This window comes from Dactylosporangium sp. NPDC049525 (genome assembly GCF_040676755.1).
GTDB lineage: Bacteria > Actinomycetota > Actinomycetes > Mycobacteriales > Micromonosporaceae > Dactylosporangium.
The window spans coordinates 79,437-95,506 of the sequence record NZ_JBFAPO010000033.1; the positions used below are offsets into that span (position 1 = coordinate 79,437).

General features: G+C 71.0%; 14 protein-coding genes and 1 pseudogene. 2 read left to right on the forward strand and 13 right to left on the reverse strand.

The window, feature by feature from the left end:
- Positions 1–80 precede the first annotated feature (80 nt).
- Genes AB0K00_RS35990 through AB0K00_RS36000 form a run of 3 tightly spaced genes read right to left on the reverse strand, consistent with a single transcriptional unit; the run spans position 81 to position 3,819 of the window.
- Positions 81–932, reverse strand: coding sequence for a xanthine dehydrogenase family protein subunit M (locus AB0K00_RS35990; RefSeq protein ID WP_363530042.1), 852 nt, complete (start codon positions 930–932; stop codon positions 81–83).
- A complete protein-coding gene (locus AB0K00_RS35995; protein WP_363530045.1) occupies positions 929–3,310 on the reverse strand; it encodes a xanthine dehydrogenase family protein molybdopterin-binding subunit in 2,382 nt (793 codons plus the stop codon). The genes AB0K00_RS35990 and AB0K00_RS35995 overlap by 4 nt, the downstream gene beginning before the upstream one ends.
- Complete coding sequence (locus tag AB0K00_RS36000) at positions 3,307–3,819, reverse strand: (2Fe-2S)-binding protein (protein ID WP_363530048.1); 513 nt, start codon at positions 3,817–3,819, stop codon at positions 3,307–3,309. The genes AB0K00_RS35995 and AB0K00_RS36000 overlap by 4 nt, the downstream gene beginning before the upstream one ends.
- A 261-nt stretch (positions 3,820–4,080) precedes the next feature.
- Between AB0K00_RS36000 and AB0K00_RS36005 the strand changes: the two are divergent.
- Positions 4,081–4,272 (forward strand): annotated as a pseudogene (locus AB0K00_RS36005) (LysR family transcriptional regulator); the annotation flags it as partial.
- 107 nt (positions 4,273–4,379) lie between these two features.
- Here AB0K00_RS36005 and AB0K00_RS36010 read toward each other — a convergent pair.
- Genes AB0K00_RS36010 through AB0K00_RS36025 form a run of 4 tightly spaced genes read right to left on the reverse strand, consistent with a single transcriptional unit; the run spans position 4,380 to position 8,019 of the window.
- Positions 4,380–5,498, reverse strand: a complete 1,119-nt coding sequence (locus AB0K00_RS36010) for an XdhC/CoxI family protein (RefSeq protein ID WP_363530051.1) — start codon at positions 5,496–5,498, stop codon at positions 4,380–4,382.
- On the reverse strand, positions 5,491–6,555 hold the full coding sequence (locus AB0K00_RS36015) for a VWA domain-containing protein (protein WP_363530053.1): 1,065 nt from the start codon (positions 6,553–6,555) through the stop codon (positions 5,491–5,493). The genes AB0K00_RS36010 and AB0K00_RS36015 overlap by 8 nt, the downstream gene beginning before the upstream one ends.
- The gene (locus AB0K00_RS36020) at positions 6,545–7,414 is read right to left on the reverse strand and encodes a MoxR family ATPase (protein ID WP_363530056.1); all 870 of its coding nucleotides are present in this window, start codon (positions 7,412–7,414) and stop codon (positions 6,545–6,547) included. Before AB0K00_RS36020 ends, AB0K00_RS36015 begins: the two co-directional genes overlap by 11 nt.
- A gap of 32 nt (positions 7,415–7,446) precedes the next feature.
- Positions 7,447–8,019, reverse strand: coding sequence for an NTP transferase domain-containing protein (locus tag AB0K00_RS36025; RefSeq protein WP_363530127.1), 573 nt, complete (start codon positions 8,017–8,019; stop codon positions 7,447–7,449).
- A gap of 95 nt (positions 8,020–8,114) precedes the next feature.
- Here AB0K00_RS36025 and AB0K00_RS36030 point away from each other — a divergent pair, with 95 nt between their 5' ends.
- The gene (locus AB0K00_RS36030) at positions 8,115–8,618 is read left to right on the forward strand and encodes an NUDIX domain-containing protein (RefSeq protein ID WP_363530059.1); all 504 of its coding nucleotides are present in this window, start codon (positions 8,115–8,117) and stop codon (positions 8,616–8,618) included.
- Positions 8,619–9,060: 442 nt separating this feature from the next.
- Here the strand turns inward: AB0K00_RS36030 and AB0K00_RS36035 are convergent, their stop codons facing one another.
- The 6 genes from AB0K00_RS36035 to AB0K00_RS36060 form a co-directional block, all read right to left on the reverse strand.
- On the reverse strand, positions 9,061–10,722 hold the full coding sequence (locus AB0K00_RS36035) for a bifunctional 3'-5' exonuclease/DNA polymerase (protein ID WP_363530130.1): 1,662 nt from the start codon (positions 10,720–10,722) through the stop codon (positions 9,061–9,063).
- Between the two features lie 84 nt (positions 10,723–10,806).
- On the reverse strand, positions 10,807–11,724 hold the full coding sequence (locus tag AB0K00_RS36040) for a carbohydrate ABC transporter permease (RefSeq protein WP_363530062.1): 918 nt from the start codon (positions 11,722–11,724) through the stop codon (positions 10,807–10,809).
- An 11-nt stretch (positions 11,725–11,735) separates the two neighbouring features.
- The gene (locus AB0K00_RS36045; protein WP_363530065.1) at positions 11,736–12,644 is read right to left on the reverse strand and encodes a sugar ABC transporter permease; all 909 of its coding nucleotides are present in this window, start codon (positions 12,642–12,644) and stop codon (positions 11,736–11,738) included.
- Positions 12,645–12,657: 13 nt separating this feature from the next.
- Positions 12,658–14,103 (reverse strand): N-acetylglucosamine/diacetylchitobiose ABC transporter substrate-binding protein, encoded by a 1,446-nt coding sequence (ngcE, locus tag AB0K00_RS36050; RefSeq protein ID WP_363530068.1) that lies wholly within the window; start codon positions 14,101–14,103, stop codon positions 12,658–12,660.
- Positions 14,104–14,124: 21 nt separating this feature from the next.
- Entirely contained in the window at positions 14,125–14,877 is a 753-nt protein-coding gene (locus AB0K00_RS36055; RefSeq protein WP_363530071.1) for an SIS domain-containing protein, read from the reverse strand.
- Entirely contained in the window at positions 14,874–15,785 is a 912-nt protein-coding gene (locus tag AB0K00_RS36060) for a MurR/RpiR family transcriptional regulator (protein ID WP_363530074.1), read from the reverse strand. Before AB0K00_RS36060 ends, AB0K00_RS36055 begins: the two co-directional genes overlap by 4 nt.
- Positions 15,786–16,070: the final 285 nt, after the last annotated feature.

A 16,070-nucleotide genomic window follows, 5' to 3' on the forward strand; every position in this document is an offset into this window, starting at 1 on the left:
CGCTCACCGGAAACCCTGGGGCCGCCGGCCGGACGAGGGCCGCCCGGACAACGCCGGGCGGCCCCGAAAACGACAGCGGCTCAGATCCCGAGTGCCCGGCACACCGCCCGGCCGGTGAGGACCCGCGCCAGGTCGCGGCGGTAGTCCGCGGAGGCGGTGAGGTCGTCCACCGGCGACGTGCCCGCCGAGACGGACACGCAGGCCGCCGCGACCGCCTCCGGCGTCGCCGGCGCACCGGTCAGCGCCGCCTCGACCTCGACGGCCCGGTGCGGCACCGGGCCCATGTTGGTCAGCGCGACCCGGGCCCCGGAGATCGTCCCGTTGGAGCGGGACACCGCCACGGCCACCCCGACGATCGCCCACGCTTGCGCCATCCGGTGGAACTTCTCGTAGTGCGCCGACCATCCGTCCACGATGGACAGCCGCACCTCGACGAGGACCTCGTCGGGGGCGAGCGCCGTGGTGAACAGGTCCACCGAGAAGTCGGCGGCGCTCACCGCCCGCCGGCCGCCCGGGCCCTGCACGACGTAGGTCGCGTCCAGGGCGGCCGCGACCGCCGGCATGTCCGCGGCCGGGTCGGCGTGCGCGAGGGAGCCGCCGAGCGTGCCGCGGTGGCGGACCTGGCGGTCCCCGACGGTGGCCGCCGCGGCCGCGAGCAGCGGCGCGTGCCGCAGCACCAGGTCCGAGGAGGCCACCTCGGCATGCGTGGTCATGGCGCCGATGACGAGGGTGTCGCCGTCGACCCGGACGCCGCTGAGGCCGGGCACGCCACCCAGGTCGACCAGCAGGGTCGGCGCGGCCAGCCGCAGCCGCAGCACCGGCAGCAGCGACTGCCCGCCCGCGAGGACCTTGGCTTCCTCCGAGGAGCCGAGCGCCGCGACCGCCTCATCCACTGTGGACGGCCTGACGTAGTCGAACGCGACGGGGATCACGACGCACCTCCGTGCTTGATCGCCCGCCACACCCGTTCCGGCGTGCAGGGCATGGTGATGTCGGCGACGCCGTACGGGCGCAGCGCGTCGACGATCGCGTTGACGACGGCCGGGGTGGAGGCGATGGCGCCGGCCTCCCCGACGCCCTTGACGCCCAGCGGGTTCGACGTCGCCGGTGTCTCCGTGCGGTCGGTGACGAGATGCGGCAGGTCGGCGGCGCTGGGGATCGTGTACTCCACGAACGATCCGGTCAGCAGGGTGCCGGACTCGTCGTACACCGCCTGCTCGTGCAACGCCTGCGCGATGCCCTGCGCGATGCCGCCGTGCACCTGACCCTCGACGATGAGCGGATTGACGACCTTGCCGACGTCGTCGACGGCCACGTACCGGTGGATGGTGACGTGGCCGGTGTCCGTGTCGACGAGGGTCGCGCACAGGTGGGTGCCGTGCGGGAACGAGAAGGTCTGCGGGTCGAACGTGGCGTCCGCGTCGAGGGTCGCCTCGACCCCGTCGGGCAGGTCGTGCGCGGCGAACACCGCGAACGCCGTGTCCGCCAGGGTTTTCGAGGCGTCGGGGGTGCCGCGGACACGGAACGCGCCGCCGGTGAACTCGATGTCGTCGGGGCTGCACTCCAGCATGTGCGCGGCGACGACGCGGGCCTTGTCGCGCACCTTGCGGCACGCCTCGACGAGCGCGACCCCGCCGACGGCGAGGGACCGGGACCCGTACGTGTCCAAACCCTTGTGCGACGTGCGGGTGTCGCCGTGCAGGACCTCGACGTCCTCGAAGGCGACGCCGAGCTCGTCGGCGACGATCTGGCTCCACGCGGTCACGTGCCCCTGCCCGTGCGGGCTGGTGCCGGTGACCACCTCGACCTTGCCGGTCGGCAGGACCCGCACCGACGCGGACTCCCAGCCGCCGGCCGCGTACCGCAGCGCGCCCAGGATCCGTGACGGCGCCAGGCCGCACATCTCCGTGTAGGTGGACACGCCGATGCCGAGCTGGACGGGGTCGTTGCTGTCCCGGCGGCGCTGCTGCTCCGCGCGCAGCCCCTCGTAGTCGAACAGGTCGAGAGCCTTGTCCGTCGCGGCGTCGTAGTCGCCGGAGTCGTACACGAGGCCGGCGACGGTGGTGAACGGGAACTCCTCCGCCTTGATCCAGTTGCGGCGGCGCAGCTCGATCGGGTCCATGCCGAGCTCGTCGGCGAGGTCGTCCATGGCCCGTTCGATGGCGTACGTCGCCTCGGGCCGGCCCGCGCCCCGGTAGGCGTCGGTGATGGTGGTGTTGGTGAAGACACCGACGCACTCGAAGCGGTACGCGGGCACCTTGTAGATCGAGTTGAACATGAACGCGCCGAGGATCGGCACGCCCGGGCCGACGAGGCCGAGGTAGGCGCCCATGTTGGCGACCAGCTTCACGTCGATGCCGGTCAGCGTGCCGTCGCGGGTCGCCGTGAGCGTGATGTTCTGGATCTGGTCCCGCCCGTGGTGCGCGGACAGCATCGAGTCGCCGCGGGTCTCGGTGTACTTGACCGGCTTGCGCACGCGCTGTGCGGCGAAGAACGCGATCATCTCCTCCGGGGTGACCTGCAGCTTCCCGCCGAACCCGCCGCCGACGTCCGGCGCGATGACCCGGATCTTGTGCTCGGGCACGCCGGTGAGCAGCGCGTAGAACACCCGCAGGATGTGCGGGATCTGCGTCGCCGACCAGATGGTGTACTCCCCCATCCCCGGGTCGACGACGACGCTGCGCGGTTCCATGAACGCGGGGATGAGCCGCTGCTGGATGTACTGCCGGTGCAGCGTCACCTCGGCCGAGGCGGCCGCGTCGGCGACGTCGGTGCCGGTGCCGGCCTGCGCGGAGTCGAAGATCCAGGTGTAGGAGCGGTTGGTGCCCTTGTCCGGGTGCACGAGACCCTCGTCGCGCGACGCCGCCGCCAGGTCCAGGACCGGGGTCAGCGGCTCGTATTCGACCTCGATCGCCTCGAGCGCGTCGACGGCGCTGTCCCGGTCTCGGGCCACGACGACCGCGACCGCCTCGCCGTGGTGGCGCACGAACCCGTCGGCGATCGGCGGCCGGACCGGATGGACGATGTCCTCGGTGACCGGCCAGGCGCACGGCAGGCTGCCCTGGATGTCGGCGACGTCGGCCGCGCTGAACGCGTCGATGACACCGGGTTGCCGCAGCGCCGGCCGGACGTCGACGGCGACGATGCGGGCGCTGGCGTGCGGGCTGCGCAGGATCGCCAGGTGCAGCATCCCGGGCATCGCGATGTTGTCGGTCCACCGGGTCCGGCCGGTGATGAGCCGCGCATCCTCCTTGCGCCGGCGCGACGCGCCGACCTCCCCCGCGGCGACAGGTTCGACGACGGCGGTCATGCGGCCACCTCCGCCGGGAGGACGGCCTCCGCCGACGCCTGCAAGGCCGTTGCAGCCGCCTGCACCGCACGGACGATGTTCTGGTAGCCGGTGCACCGGCACAGGTTCCCCGACAGGCCCTCGCGGATCTCGGCCTCGGTCGGTGCCGGGTTGTCCCGCAGCAGGTCGACCGCGGACAGGATCATCCCCGGGGTGCAGAAGCCGCACTGCAACGCGTGCAACTCATGGAACGCCTGTTGCACGGCGTGCAACGAACCGTCCGGGCCGGCAAGGCCCTCGATCGTGGTGACGGCCGCGCCGTCGGCCTGCACCGCCAGCACCGAGCAGCTCTTGACGGAGCGCTGCTCGCCGTCGGCGCTGCCCATGAGCACGGTGCACGAGCCGCAGTTGCTGGTGTCGCAGCCGACGACCGTACCGATTTTGCCGAGGCGTTCTCGAAGATGATGGACCAGCAGGGTGCGAGGCTCGACGTCGTCGACGTAGCGACTGCCGTCGACGTCAACGCTCACCCGGACTCGATGGGAAGAGGACACGATTGCCTCCCGCGGGGACGTGCCGAAACGGCCCGTCGCGCGGCGGACGCACCCGGGCCACTGCCTGATCAGCAGAACCCACAAGCGGTGATCAACGCAACCCTCCGCGGGTCTTGACTTTGCCGCTGCGCCGCGCCTCGGCGAAGTGTCGTATCCCTGACTCGCGCCCGATTGTCGATCAGCGCCGATGTAGGCAAGGATCGATGGATCAACGCCCACGGTGCAGCGCGGCACGAGCTGGAGGCGTTCCTCACCCTCGCCGAGGAACTGCACTTCGGCCGCACGGCCGCGCGCCTGCACGTGTCGACGGCGCGGATCAGCCAGACGATCCGGTCCCTGGAGCTGCGCGTCGGGGTCCGGTTGTTCGCCCGCACCAGCCGCCGCGTCTCACTGCTGCCGGTCGGCCAGCAGCTGCTCGACGACCTGCGCCGCGACCAGCACCCCGACTGCCAGGCGCCGTAGAGCGCGAGCAGCACCCCGACCGCCAGGCGCCGTAGAGCGCGACCGGCGCCCCGACCGCCAAGCCCCCTGAAACCTCAGGACACGTCGTGGTGGATGCGGCCGTCGGTGGTCGCGAGGCGGGCGCCGCCGCCGCCCCAGCGGCCGGCGATGATCTCCGCGGCGATGCTCACCGCGGTCTCCTCCGGGGTCCGCGCGCCGAGGTCGAGGCCGATCGGCGAGGACAGCCGCGCCAGCTCCTCCTCGGTCACGCCGGCCTCGCGGAGGCGGGCGAGGCGGTCGTCGTGCGTCCGGCGGGATCCCATCGCCCCGATGTAGGCGAGGTCCTCGCGGAGCGCGACCTGCAGGACCGGCACGTCGAACTTCGGGTCGTGGGTGAGCACGCACACGACGGTGCGGGGGTCGACCCGACCGGCGTCGAGCTCGGCCCGCAGGTACCGGTGCGGCCAGTCGACGACGACCTCGTCGGCGCCGGGGAACCGCTTCGACGTGGCGAAGACCGGCCGGGCGTCGCAGACGGTCACGTGGTAGCCGAGGAAATCGCCGATGCGGGCCACGGACGCGGCGAAGTCGATCGCCCCGAAGACGATCATCCGGGCGGGTGGCGCGTAGGAGGCGACGAACAGCGTGAGGCCCTCGCCGCGCCGCTCGCCGTCGAGGCCGTAGTGCAGGGTGCCGGTCCGCCCGGCGGCGAGCAGCCCTCTGGCGTCGTCGGCGGCGGCGGCATCGAGCCGTTCGGACCCCAACGACCCCGAGGAGGAGGCGGGCCAGATCACCAGCCGCCGGCCCAGCTGTTCGGCCGGGCCCTCGACCACGGACACGACCGCGACCGGGTCCCGGGAGGCGATGGCGGCCGCGACCGCGTCGAGCTCCGGGAACGTGTCCCGCGAGACCGGCTCGACCAGCAGCTCGATGATCCCGCCGCAGGTCAGTCCGACGGCGAAGGCGTCGTCGTCGCTCACCCCGTACCGCTGGACAACCGGCACACCAGAGTCGACGACCTCACGGGAAAGCTCATAGACGGCGCCTTCGACGCAGCCGCCGGAGACGCTGCCGACGGCGGTGCCGTCCGGGCCGACGAGCATGGTGGCCCCCGCGGGGCGCGGTGAGCTGCGCCAGGTCCGCACGACGGTGGCCATGCCGACGGTGCGGCCCGACTCCCACCAGCCGAGCAGATCGCTGAGAACCTCACGCACGGCGGACCTCCTCAAGGACGGCGTGTAGCGCCGCCACCGTATGCCCCGCCACGAGCGCGTCAACATGCGGGAGCACCGCGGCGAGCCCACCGGCGGTCGGGGCGAAGCCGGGGCGCCCCGCGTGCGGGCTGACCCAGATGGTCCGTGCCGCGAGGCGGTGCAGGTGGGCGACGGTGGCGCCGAGCCGGGCCGGGTCGGCGGACTCCCACCCGTCGCTGAACACGACGACCGCGGCGCGGCGGGCGACGCCCCGGTGCCCGTCGCGGCGCACGAACGCGGCGACGCCGTCGGCGAGGCGGGTCCCGCCGCGCCAGTCGGGGATGAGCCGCCCGGCCTCGCGCAACGCGGCCTCCACCGCACGGATCCGCAGCGCCGGGGTGAGCCGGGTGAGCCGGGTGCCGAGCGTGTACGTCTCCGTCCACCGTGGACGATGCCGGGTGAAGGCGTGGGCGAGGCGCAGCAGGGCGTCCGCGTAGGGCGACATCGACCCCGACACGTCGATGAGCAGGACGAGCCGGCGGGGACGCGGCGCGCGCACCTGGTGCAGCAGCGGCCGGGGTTCCCCGCCGGCCCGCAGCATCGCCCGGACGCTGCGGCGGCGGTCGACGTCGCCGTGACCGGCCGGGCGGTGCCGGCGCCCGGGGCGGGTGATCTCGGCGGCGGCGACCTGCGCGAGCAGCGCGGCCGCCTCGGCGCGTTCGTCCGCCGACAGGGTGGCGATGTCACGGTGGCGCAGCACTTCGGTGTCCGCCGCCTGTACCGCCAGCGCCGGGTCCTGTTCGCCGGCCGCCGCGGACGGCGGCATGGTGGCCCGGAACAGGGACCGTTCCGGCAGCCGCCGCACCTGCCAGGTCGGCCCGCGGGCGGCGGACGCGGCGGGTGCGAAGGCCGCGTCGTACCGGGCGATGTCCTCGGGCGACCCGCACAGCGTGAGCCGGCCGACCCAGTAGGCGTGCGTCACCCCGACCGCGTCGAGCGCCTCACCGTAGGCGGCGAGCCGGTCGAGCGTGACCGGCAGGCCGGCCGCCCGCAGCTTCCCGGCCAGCTCAACGAGCACCGACGGCCCCCGTCGCCATGGTGATGTCCTCGCGGACCTTGAGGATCACGCCGAGGGTGGCGTCGGCGAGCTCGGCGGTCAGCGTGTCCGCGGACAGCGCGCGCAGCGCCGCAGCCCAGTCGATGGCCTCGGCGACGCCGGGCGGCTTGACCAGGTCGAGCGTCCGCAGGTGGGCGGTGGCCACGGCGACCTGCGCGGCGAGGCGCTCGTCGAGGCCGGGCAGGCGCCGCCGCAGGATCGCGGCCTCCCGCTCCGGCGTGGGGTGGCCGACCCAGTGATACAGGCAGCGGCGCTTCAACGCGTCGTGCACCTCGCGGGTCCGGTTGCTGGTGACGACAACGATCGGCGGCACGGCGGCGGTGATCCTGCCGAGCTCCGGGACGGTCACGGCGGCGTCGGCGAGGACTTCCAGCAGGTACGCCTCGAACTCGTCGTCGGCCCGGTCGACCTCGTCGACGAGCAGCACGCACGGGGCCCGCTCGACCGCCTGCAGCAGCGGCCGGGCCAGCAGGAACCGGCGGTCGTACAGGTCCGCCTCCAGGTCCGCGGCGGACAGCGTGCCGTGCGCCGCGGTCTCCACCGCGCGCAGGTGCAGGACCTGGCGGGCGAAGTCCCAGTCATACAGGGCGTGGGAGGCGTCCAGGCCCTCGTAGCACTGCAGGCGGATCAGCTCCACGCCCGCGGTCTCGGCGAGGGCGGCCGCGAACGCGGTCTTGCCGACGCCGGCGTCGCCTTCCAGGAAGATCGGCCGGTGCAGGCGCAGCGCGAGGAAGCCCGCCATCGCGAGCCCCTCGTCGGCGAGGTAGCCCACGTCGGCCAGGCCGGCCGCCAGTGCGGCCGGAGACGCGAAGTCCGGCACCGCTCCACTATGCGCTTCGCCGCGAACGGCGGCTACTGCTCCGGCGGCACGTCGAGGTCGGTGTCGTCGGCGATGTCCTCGCACGACACCGTCTGGACCTGGTCGGCATGGGCGATCAGATACGCCCGTGCGCCGACATCCGCGGTCGCGAGGGTGGCGACGCCGGCCCAATGGTCCCTGCCGAGGATCACCGGGTGGCCTCGTTTTCCCTGGTACGTCGCCGTGACGAGCGACTTCGACCCACCGTTGGTCGCGGCGAGCAACCTGGCCACGGCGTCAGGCCCGATGCCGGGCGTGTCGACCAGCAGCACCGCGACCGCCACCGCGTCGGCCTCGGTCTCGGCCTCGGCGACCGCCGCGAGCCCGACCCGCAGCGACGAGCCCATGCCGCTCTTCCAGGTCGGGTTGTCCACCAGCCGCGCGTCGCCGAGCTGTGCCTCCGCGCGGACCCGCGCCGCCTCGGCGCCGAGCACCACGACGATGCGCGAACAGCCGCCGTCACGCAATGTCGCCACGGCCCGCTCGACCAGTAACCGGCCGTCGTCATGGCGCACGAGAGCCTTGGGCCCGCCATACCGGCGGCCGCCACCTGCGGCGAGAACCAGTCCGACGATCGTGCTCAGCGGGAACTCCTCGGGTGCTCCTCTAGTGCTACACCGGCGCGACGTTCAGCGTAATACCGTCGGTAGGCTCCTTGCTCATGGCCCTGCACGATCACTGTTCGTATTGCGGTGTCGCCTATGCGTCGGGGGCCCCGTGGCCCCGTCTGTGCGCCTCATGCGGCGAGACGACCTGGCGAAATCCGCTGCCGGTCGCGGTCGCGCTCCTGCCGGTGGAGACCGACGACGGCCGCGGCCTGGTCCTCGTGCGCCGCGACATCGAGCCGATGCGCGGCGAGCTGGCGCTGCCCGGCGGCTTCATCGAGCTCGGCGAGACGTGGCAGGAGGGCATGGTCCGCGAGCTCCGCGAGGAGACCACCTTGCTGGCCGATCCGGCCGATGTGCGGCTCTTCGACGTGCAGAGCACCGCGAACGGCAACCTCATCGTCTTCGGCGTCCTGCCGCCGCGTCCGCTGTCCGTGATCCCGGCGTCGGTGGCGACGGAGGAGTCGCTCGGCTTCGAGATCGGCGTCGGCCCGCAGCGGCTGTGCTTCCCGACCCACACCGACGTCATGGCGCGTTACCTGGCGACTACTGACTGGTGAAGCTGAGGTTGCGGTCCGTGCCGTGTCGAGGTGATCCCAAGCCAGGTCCGAACTCACATGGTCCAGCGCCGTCGAGGTCATCATTCGGTGGTGCCACACCGTCGCCAGTTCCAAAAACGAACAACCCGAACGATCCGAGGGGTCAGAGCCCCGCAGATCCTTCGGGTTGTTCGACCAATGATCGATGGTTTTCGTTCTTTGACCAACGACGGTGTTGTAACACCGAATGATGCGCTCGACGGCGCTGGACCATGCGAGTTCGGACCTGGCTTGGCATCACCGCAACTACGGCACGGACGGTGACCGCGCTACCCATACGCGCGGCCGGAGGCTGTGCGGAACCACCGACCTACGCGGACCTGCACCAGGAACCACTCCAAGCGGCGTACCCCCACGCGAACCTCAACGGAAAGACGACCACACGATCTTGGGGGGTGAAAACCTACTTGGCGTCCGAATAACGCCCAACAACGGCCACGTCGAGCGGAAACCGAACCGGCGTGTCCGCGAACAACAGCCGCCGCGCCTCATCGCCCGCCGTGCGCAGCGCGGCCACCACCGCATCGGACTCCGCGACCGGGCAGTGGACGATGAACTCGTCGTGCTGGAAGAAGACCAGCTGCGCGTCCAACGCGGCGAGATGCGAGCGGAGCCGGGCGAGCAGCACCAGCGCCCACTCGGCCGCCGTGCCCTGGATGACGAAGTTGCGGGTGAACCTCCCCCGCGCCCGCCCCCTGGCACCGCCACGCGCGTCGACCTCCAGGCCCGGCTCGTCGAAGCCTTCGCGCCAGCTGACCGAGGACGGCGGGCAGGTGCGGCCGAGCCAGGTGCGCACGAGCCCGCCGGCCTCGCCGGTGCGGGCGGCCTCCTCGACGAGGTCCCAGGCCGTCGGATAGAAGCGGCGCAGCGCTGCGAGGGCGGGTGCGGCATCGCCGCCGGTCTGCCCATACATGGCGCCGAGGAGGGCGACCTTGGCCTTGGCGCGGTCGCCGTCGAAGGCGTCGGCGGCGAGGGCGGCATAGAGGTCGCCTGCCGCGCCGGCCTTGGCGAGGCGGTGGTCGGCGGAGACAGCGGCGAGGATGCGCGGCTCGAGCTGGCCCGCGTCGGCGACGACGAACGTCCAACCGGGGTCGGCGACGACGGCCTTGCGCACGACCCGCGGGATCTGCAGGGCGCCGCCGCCGCGGGTGGCCCAGCGGCCGGAGACGACGCCACCGGGGATGTATTCGGCGCGGAACCGGCCGCCGGTGACCCACTGGTCGAGCCAGGACCAGCCGTGCGCGACCCAGAGCCGGTAGAGCTCCTTGTATTCCAGCAGGATCGGCACGGCGGGGTGGTCGACGTGCTGGAGCTCCCAGCGGCGGGTGCTGCGCAGGGCGATGCCCTGGCGGGCGAAGGCGCGCAGGACCTCGGCGGGCGAGTCGGGGTGGACGCGGGCGCCGAAGGCCTCGTTGAGGCGGGCGTTGAGCTCGACGAGCCGGGCGGGTGGGCCGCCGTCGACCGGGGACGGCGCGCCGAGCAGCGCGCGGAGCAGCGCGTCGTGGACGTCGGCGCGCCACGGCAGGCCGACGAAACCCATCTCGGCGGCGACGAGGGCGGCGGCGGACTCGGCGGCGACGAGGGTGCGCATGGCGCCGCCGCCGGGGGCGACGGAGGGCGCGGCGGCCGCGCGGGTGCGCTGGGCGGCGTGGACCCGCAGGACCGCGTCGAGCGGCAGTGGGGGCGCGGCCATGAAGCTCTCGTCGAACAGGGAGTCCTGCGCCTCGCCCGGTGGCAGCGCGGCCCTGGGCGGGGCGTCCGGTGGCACGGGGTCGCCGGTGAGGCGGGCGAGAGCGGCGGCGAGGGAACGGGGCTGGCCCCAGTGCCCTTCGGCGCCGAGCAGGAGGGCCTCGGCGAGCTCCAGGTCGTGGCAGCGCTCGACGCGGACGCCGGCGGCCAGGAGGCGGGGATAGAGCTCGGCGGTCGACGGCCACAGCCAGCGGGGGCTGTCACGGGCCTCGATCGCGGCGACGGCGGTGGCGAGGTCGTCGACGCGGCGCTCGGGGCCGATGGCAGCGCCGTCGTCGGCCAGTGGTCGCAGCCGACCACCGGCACCTGAGGGCATCACCGCAACGAGCACGACCGCATTACATCGCACACCCCCGACAGTTTTCTGCAAACCGCCGGGGGTGCACGAGCTTCGGGTGTGTTACTTCACTGCGCCGGCGGTGAGGCCGGCCTGGATCTGCCGCTGGAAGACCATGTACATCACGATCATCGGCAGGATCGAGATCGTCAGGGCGGCGAAGAGGCCCGACCAGTCGGCCTCATAGCCGGCGGAGGTGGAGATGTCCTGGATGCCCTGGGTCAGGACCCATTTGTCCTTCGCGCCGGCCATCAGCACCAGGGGCAGCAGGAACTGCCCCCACTGGCCGATGAGGTTGAAGATCGTGAGGCTGATCAGGCCCGGCTTGGCCATGGGCAACATGACCGAGAAGAACAGCCGGGTGTGCGAGGCACCGTCGATCGTCGCCGCCTCGGCCACGGTGTTCGGCAGTGACCTGAAGAACGAGGTCAGGAAGAAGATCGTGAACGGCAGCGAGTAGGCGATGTAGACGATGATCAGGCCGGTGTACGTGTTGAGCAGGCCGAGCTGCTTGACCTGGAAGAACAGCGGCACGACCGCGAGGAACGGCGGGAACGCGATGCCGGCCACGAACAGGAAGTAGACGACCCGGTTGCCCACGAACTTGTACCGGGCGAGCACGTAGGCGGCCATGGAGCTGAGCAGCATCGTGCCGGCCGTCGCGAGCGTGACGACGAAGACGCTGTTCAGCACGTAGCGGCCGACGTGCGCCTTGGTCCACGCCCGGCCCCAGTTCTCCCAGCGCAGGTGGTCCGGGATGGTCCACGGCGTAGCGAAGATCTCGGTCGTGTTCTTGAACGACGCCAGGAACACCCAGGCCAGCGGGATGATGATCATCAACGCCCAGACGGCGAGGAACACGTGGCCGATGCCGCCGGCCACATTGAGTTTGCGGCGCGGACGCTCGCCCTTCGCTACCGCGCGGGAGCCGTGCTGCCCGCTGCGCTGACCCGGCGCGTCGCGGCCGATGGTTGTGGTCATGTCTCGGCCTCTCAGTACTCGTAGGACTCACGACGGGTGAGCCGCAGCGTGAACGCGGCGAACACCAGGGACAGCACGCACAGCGCGACGCCATAGGTGGCCGCGTCGCCGTAGCGGTTCTGCTGCATGTTGTTGTAGATCTCCAGGCCCAGCACGGTCGTGGCGCCGTCGGGGCCGCCGTTGTCCTGGGCGAGGACCGAGACGATGGCGAACGCGTCGAAGGCCAGGATGCCGAGGTAGACCCACGCGGTCTGGATCGTGTCCCAGAGCAGCGGCAGCGTGACGCGGAAGAACAGCGACACCTTCGACGCACCGTCGAGCTCGGCGGCCTCGTAGATCTCGGCCGGGATGTTGGCCATGCCGGCGGAGAAGAGGACCACGTAGAAGCCGACCGCCTGCCAGACCAGCACGGCGATGAGCGCGGGCAGTGCGAGGTTCTTCTCGATCAGGAACCCGACCGGCTTTTCCAGCCCGGCGCGCAACAGCACGCCGTTGATCAGACCGGACTCGTTGGGCCGGTACACCGTCGCGAAGAGCACGCCGATGACCGGCACAGCGAGGACCTGGGGGAGGAAGAACACCACCCGGTAGAAGCTCGACCCCCAGACCCCCGCCGTCTTGCCACCCCTGCCTTTGCCCCCCACGTTGAGAAGGAAGGCAAAGAACAGGGCGAATGCGATCGTGGCCAGCGGCAGGAGGATGAGAATGACTGCGTGGTGCTCCAACGCCTGGTAGAACCGGTCGGCGTGCAGCATTCGATCATAGTTCTCCAGCCCGACCCATCGCTTCTTGGTGAAGCCGCGCCACTGGTAGAACGACAGATTGATCGTCTGCACGTACGGCCACAGGACGAAGTACGAGTAGAGCGTTACCGGCGCAACCAGGAACCCCAGAATGAAGGGGACTCTCCCATGCCGCATGATCAGGCTCCGATCAGCGCTTGAACTTGGTGATCGACGAGTCCTTCTTGATCTCGTCGGCCTTCTTCTGGATACGCTCGACGAACTGGTCGGCCTTGATGCGACCGAACATCAGCTCGTTGGTGGCGGTGCGGGCCTCCTTGTCGAGGTCCTTGTACCAGCCATCGAAGAACAGGTTGAAGACCTCCTGGCCGGCCGCCTTCAGCGCGTCCTGCGACGACTGCGTGCCGGGGGTGAAGGTCAGGCCCTCGGTGCTGCCCAGAACCACGGTAGGCGCCTTGACGACCTCGGTGAAGCCCTTGCCGCCGGCCTTCGACAGCATCTGGCGCATGTACTCCAGGCCGCCCTTGGGGTTCTTGCTCTTCGCCAGGACCATGTAGCCCTCGCCGGCGGTCGCGCGCAGCGCCGTCGACTTGAGCTTGTCCGAGGTGGTGACGGACGGGGTGGTCATCATCTGGTACTTGAAGCCCTCGGGTGTGTCCTTCTTCTGCTCGTTCTCGAGCCAGTCACCGGAGGGGTAGAACGCCAGCTGGCCCTGGTTCTGCTTGAGCTGGACGTCGGTGTGCTTCAGACCCTCGGCACCCTGCAGGTTGTACTTGGCGCCGATCTCGGCCCACGCCGTGGCAGCCTGCTTGACGGCGTCGACCTTCCAGGCACCGTCCTCGAGGTTGTCGATGTTCTTGAGGACATCGGCGCCACCGATCTTCGCGGCGCTGGTGAGGATGACGTTCCACTGGTAGTACGCGGCGTTCGCACCGGCGTAGGCGTACGGCGCGATGCCGGCCTTCTTGATCTCGTCGCAGAGCGCGGTGAACTCGCTCCACGTCGAGGCCGGCTTCCAGCCCTTGTCCGTGAAGAGCTTGCCCGAGTACCAGATGCCGAACACGGTCGACACGTAGTACAGGACGTACGGCTTGCCGTTGAACGAGCCGGTGTCCACGGTGCCGGGGACCAGGGTGTCCCGGACCTTCTTGGACGGGTCGTCCACCGACGGCGCGTCGAACAGCGCGGTCAGGTCCTGCAGCTGGCCGTCGGCGACGAGCGCGCCGAAGTCCAGCGACTTCTCACCGGAGTTGTTCACGAACTCCGGCGCGTTGCCGCCCGCGATCAGGGGCTGCACCAGGGTGGAGATGGCCTGGCTGGACTGGTGCTTCACCTCGGACTTCGGGTGAGCCTTCTTGTACAGCGGCTCGTGGACGTCCGTGGCGTACTTGTCGCCGTAGCCGCCGTTGAAGATGACGACGTTGATCGGCTGGTCCTCGGGGGCGCCCAGCGGGTTGGTCGCGCTGGTGGCACCGGTGTTGCTGGTGCCCGGCTCCTCGTCGCTGCCGCTGTCGGCACACGCGGCGAGCAGGCCCACCGCGGGCGTGGCGACGAGGCCGGCGACGGCTGCGCGCTGGAGGACGGTCCGCCGCGAGAGCGCGATTGGCTGCGACGGGGACTCGGGGGTAACGGACATGATCTGTCTCCTCGGTTCGGGTCAGGCGGTGCGCCGGACACGTCCGGCGTACCGCGACTCGAGGGTGTGGTTGTGCTCGTCCCCGCCGGGGACGTTTGCGGACAGGTAGACGGGAGCCACCTCGCCCGCAGCCTCGATGCGTCGCACGACCTCGGCGACCACCAGCTGCGCCATGAGCGCGTTGGTGACCGAAGAGACCGGGCAGACCGCGCCGCCGCTTTCCAGCGACAGCAGTGCGTCGCCGTACGGCGCGCCGTTGTCCAGCACGACGTCGGCAATATCGGCGAGTCGCTTGCCCGAGGGGTGCCTGGGGGACACCCGTTCGGTGTGCTCGACCGACGTGATTGCGATCAACTTGTGTCCGCGCTGCTTGATCAGCAGCGCCATCTCGACGATCCCCCCGTTGATCCCGGACTGTGAGGCCATCACGAACACGTCTTCTGGACGCGGCGCGGCGATCTCGTACAGCTGGGCGGCGATCCGGGGATCGCGTTCCAGCTTCTCGTCCTCGAGGATCAGCGGGTCCTGGCCCCCGTAGAGCACCAGGTCCCGGAGGAGGATCTTGTTCGTCGGCACGAGCCCGCCGGCGCGGCCGGCGAAGTCCACCGCCACCGCCTCGGAGTGCCCGGTGCCGAACGCTTGGAGGAGGCCACCGGCGCGCAGCGCGGTGACGATGTGGTCGGCCGCCTGGCTGACGTTGCCGGCCTGGGTGACGACGATCCGGTCGATGACCGCCTGGATCGCGGAGACATAGCCGTGGGCGGTAACGGTCATGCTGATGCCTCTTTTCCACTGGCCGACCGGTGACCGGCGACCGCCTGCGCGGTGACACTGAAGGCCGCGTGCGCGCGTTCGTGCGTGCGCTGCGCCACCGCGATGTACAGCAGGTCCAGCACCACCAGCTGGGGGTGCCGGGCGGAAAGGGCATCGGGCCGGAAGGTCGTCGCCTGCGTCGCGGTGAGCATGACGATGTCGGCGACCTCGGCGAGCGGCGAGCGCGGGAAGCTGGTCAGCGCGATCGTGGTCGCGCCCCGGCTGCTCGCCTCGGCGATCATCTCGATGGTCTCGCGGGTCTGGCCGCTGTGCGAGACGCCCAGCGCCACGTCACCGGGCTTCAGCAGCGAGGCGCTGGCCAGGCCGTTGTGCACGTCGGCCCACGCCCATGCGGCGATGCCGATGCGGTGCAGGCAGAACTGCATCTCGCCACCGACGAGGGCACTGCCGCTGGCGCCGTAGATGTCGACCCGGTCCGCCCGGGCGATGGCTTCCGCGGCGCGCTCGACCTCGGTGAGGTCCAGCAGCGAGGCGGTGTCGTGCATCGCCTGGGTGTCGGCGGCCATGATCTGGCCGAGGACACGCTGCAGGGGGTCGGTCGGCTGGATCTCGCGGCCGATGTCCATCGTCCAGCCGCCGGTCCTTGACGCGCGGCCGGTCTCGCCGGCGATGGCCAGCCGCAACTCGGCGTAGCCGACGAAGCCGAGGGCCCGGCAGAAGCGGGTCACGGTGGCCGGCGAGGTGCCGCTGCGCTCGGCGAGCTCGACGATCGTCGAGCGGGCCGCGGCGGCGGGGTCGGCGAGGATCAGCTCGGCGACCCGCTGCAGGGCGCCGGTGAGCTCGGGCAGTTGCGCCCGGACCTTCGCCAGGACGCTGTCGCCGGTGACCATGGCCGGAAAGCCGTCCATCTGGCTGGCAACGGTGCCGGAGAGGGCGCCCGTTGGGATCGACGACACGGGCGAGGCACTGACAACGGTTGGCACCGCCGTCGTGAGCTCCTCGCGAGGTGTCATGTCGCTCCCTTTCAGCAAAGTTCCTTAACTGTTAGTGGTAAAAGTTCTTACTGAGGGGCCCTTCTTGTCAAGGAGTTGGGTGAAGTTTTCAAACTGTTACCTAAGAAGTGGATCTTAAAGAGAGCTAAAAGCGCAGGTCAGAGCGGTTGGCAACATGACGGCAACACAACCGCCGACGCC

Bases quoted from the DNA above. Each gene is read 5' to 3' on its own strand.
- AB0K00_RS36045 (WP_363530065.1), bottom strand. From the start codon at position 12,644: ATGCGGCATGGGAGAGTCCCCTTCATTCTGGGGTTCCTGGTTGCGCCG.
- AB0K00_RS36035 (WP_363530130.1), bottom strand. From the start codon at position 10,722: ATGCCCTCAGGTGCCGGTGGTCGGCTGCGACCACTGGCCGACGACGGC.
- AB0K00_RS35995 (WP_363530045.1), bottom strand. From the start codon at position 3,310: ATGACCGCCGTCGTCGAACCTGTCGCCGCGGGGGAGGTCGGCGCGTCG.
- AB0K00_RS36060 (WP_363530074.1), bottom strand. From the start codon at position 15,785: ATGGACGGCTTTCCGGCCATGGTCACCGGCGACAGCGTCCTGGCGAAG.
- ngcE (WP_363530068.1), bottom strand. From the start codon at position 14,103: ATGTCCGTTACCCCCGAGTCCCCGTCGCAGCCAATCGCGCTCTCGCGG.
- AB0K00_RS36030 (WP_363530059.1), top strand. From the start codon at position 8,115: ATGGCCCTGCACGATCACTGTTCGTATTGCGGTGTCGCCTATGCGTCG.
- AB0K00_RS36040 (WP_363530062.1), bottom strand. From the start codon at position 11,724: ATGACCACAACCATCGGCCGCGACGCGCCGGGTCAGCGCAGCGGGCAG.
- AB0K00_RS36055 (WP_363530071.1), bottom strand. From the start codon at position 14,877: ATGACCGTTACCGCCCACGGCTATGTCTCCGCGATCCAGGCGGTCATC.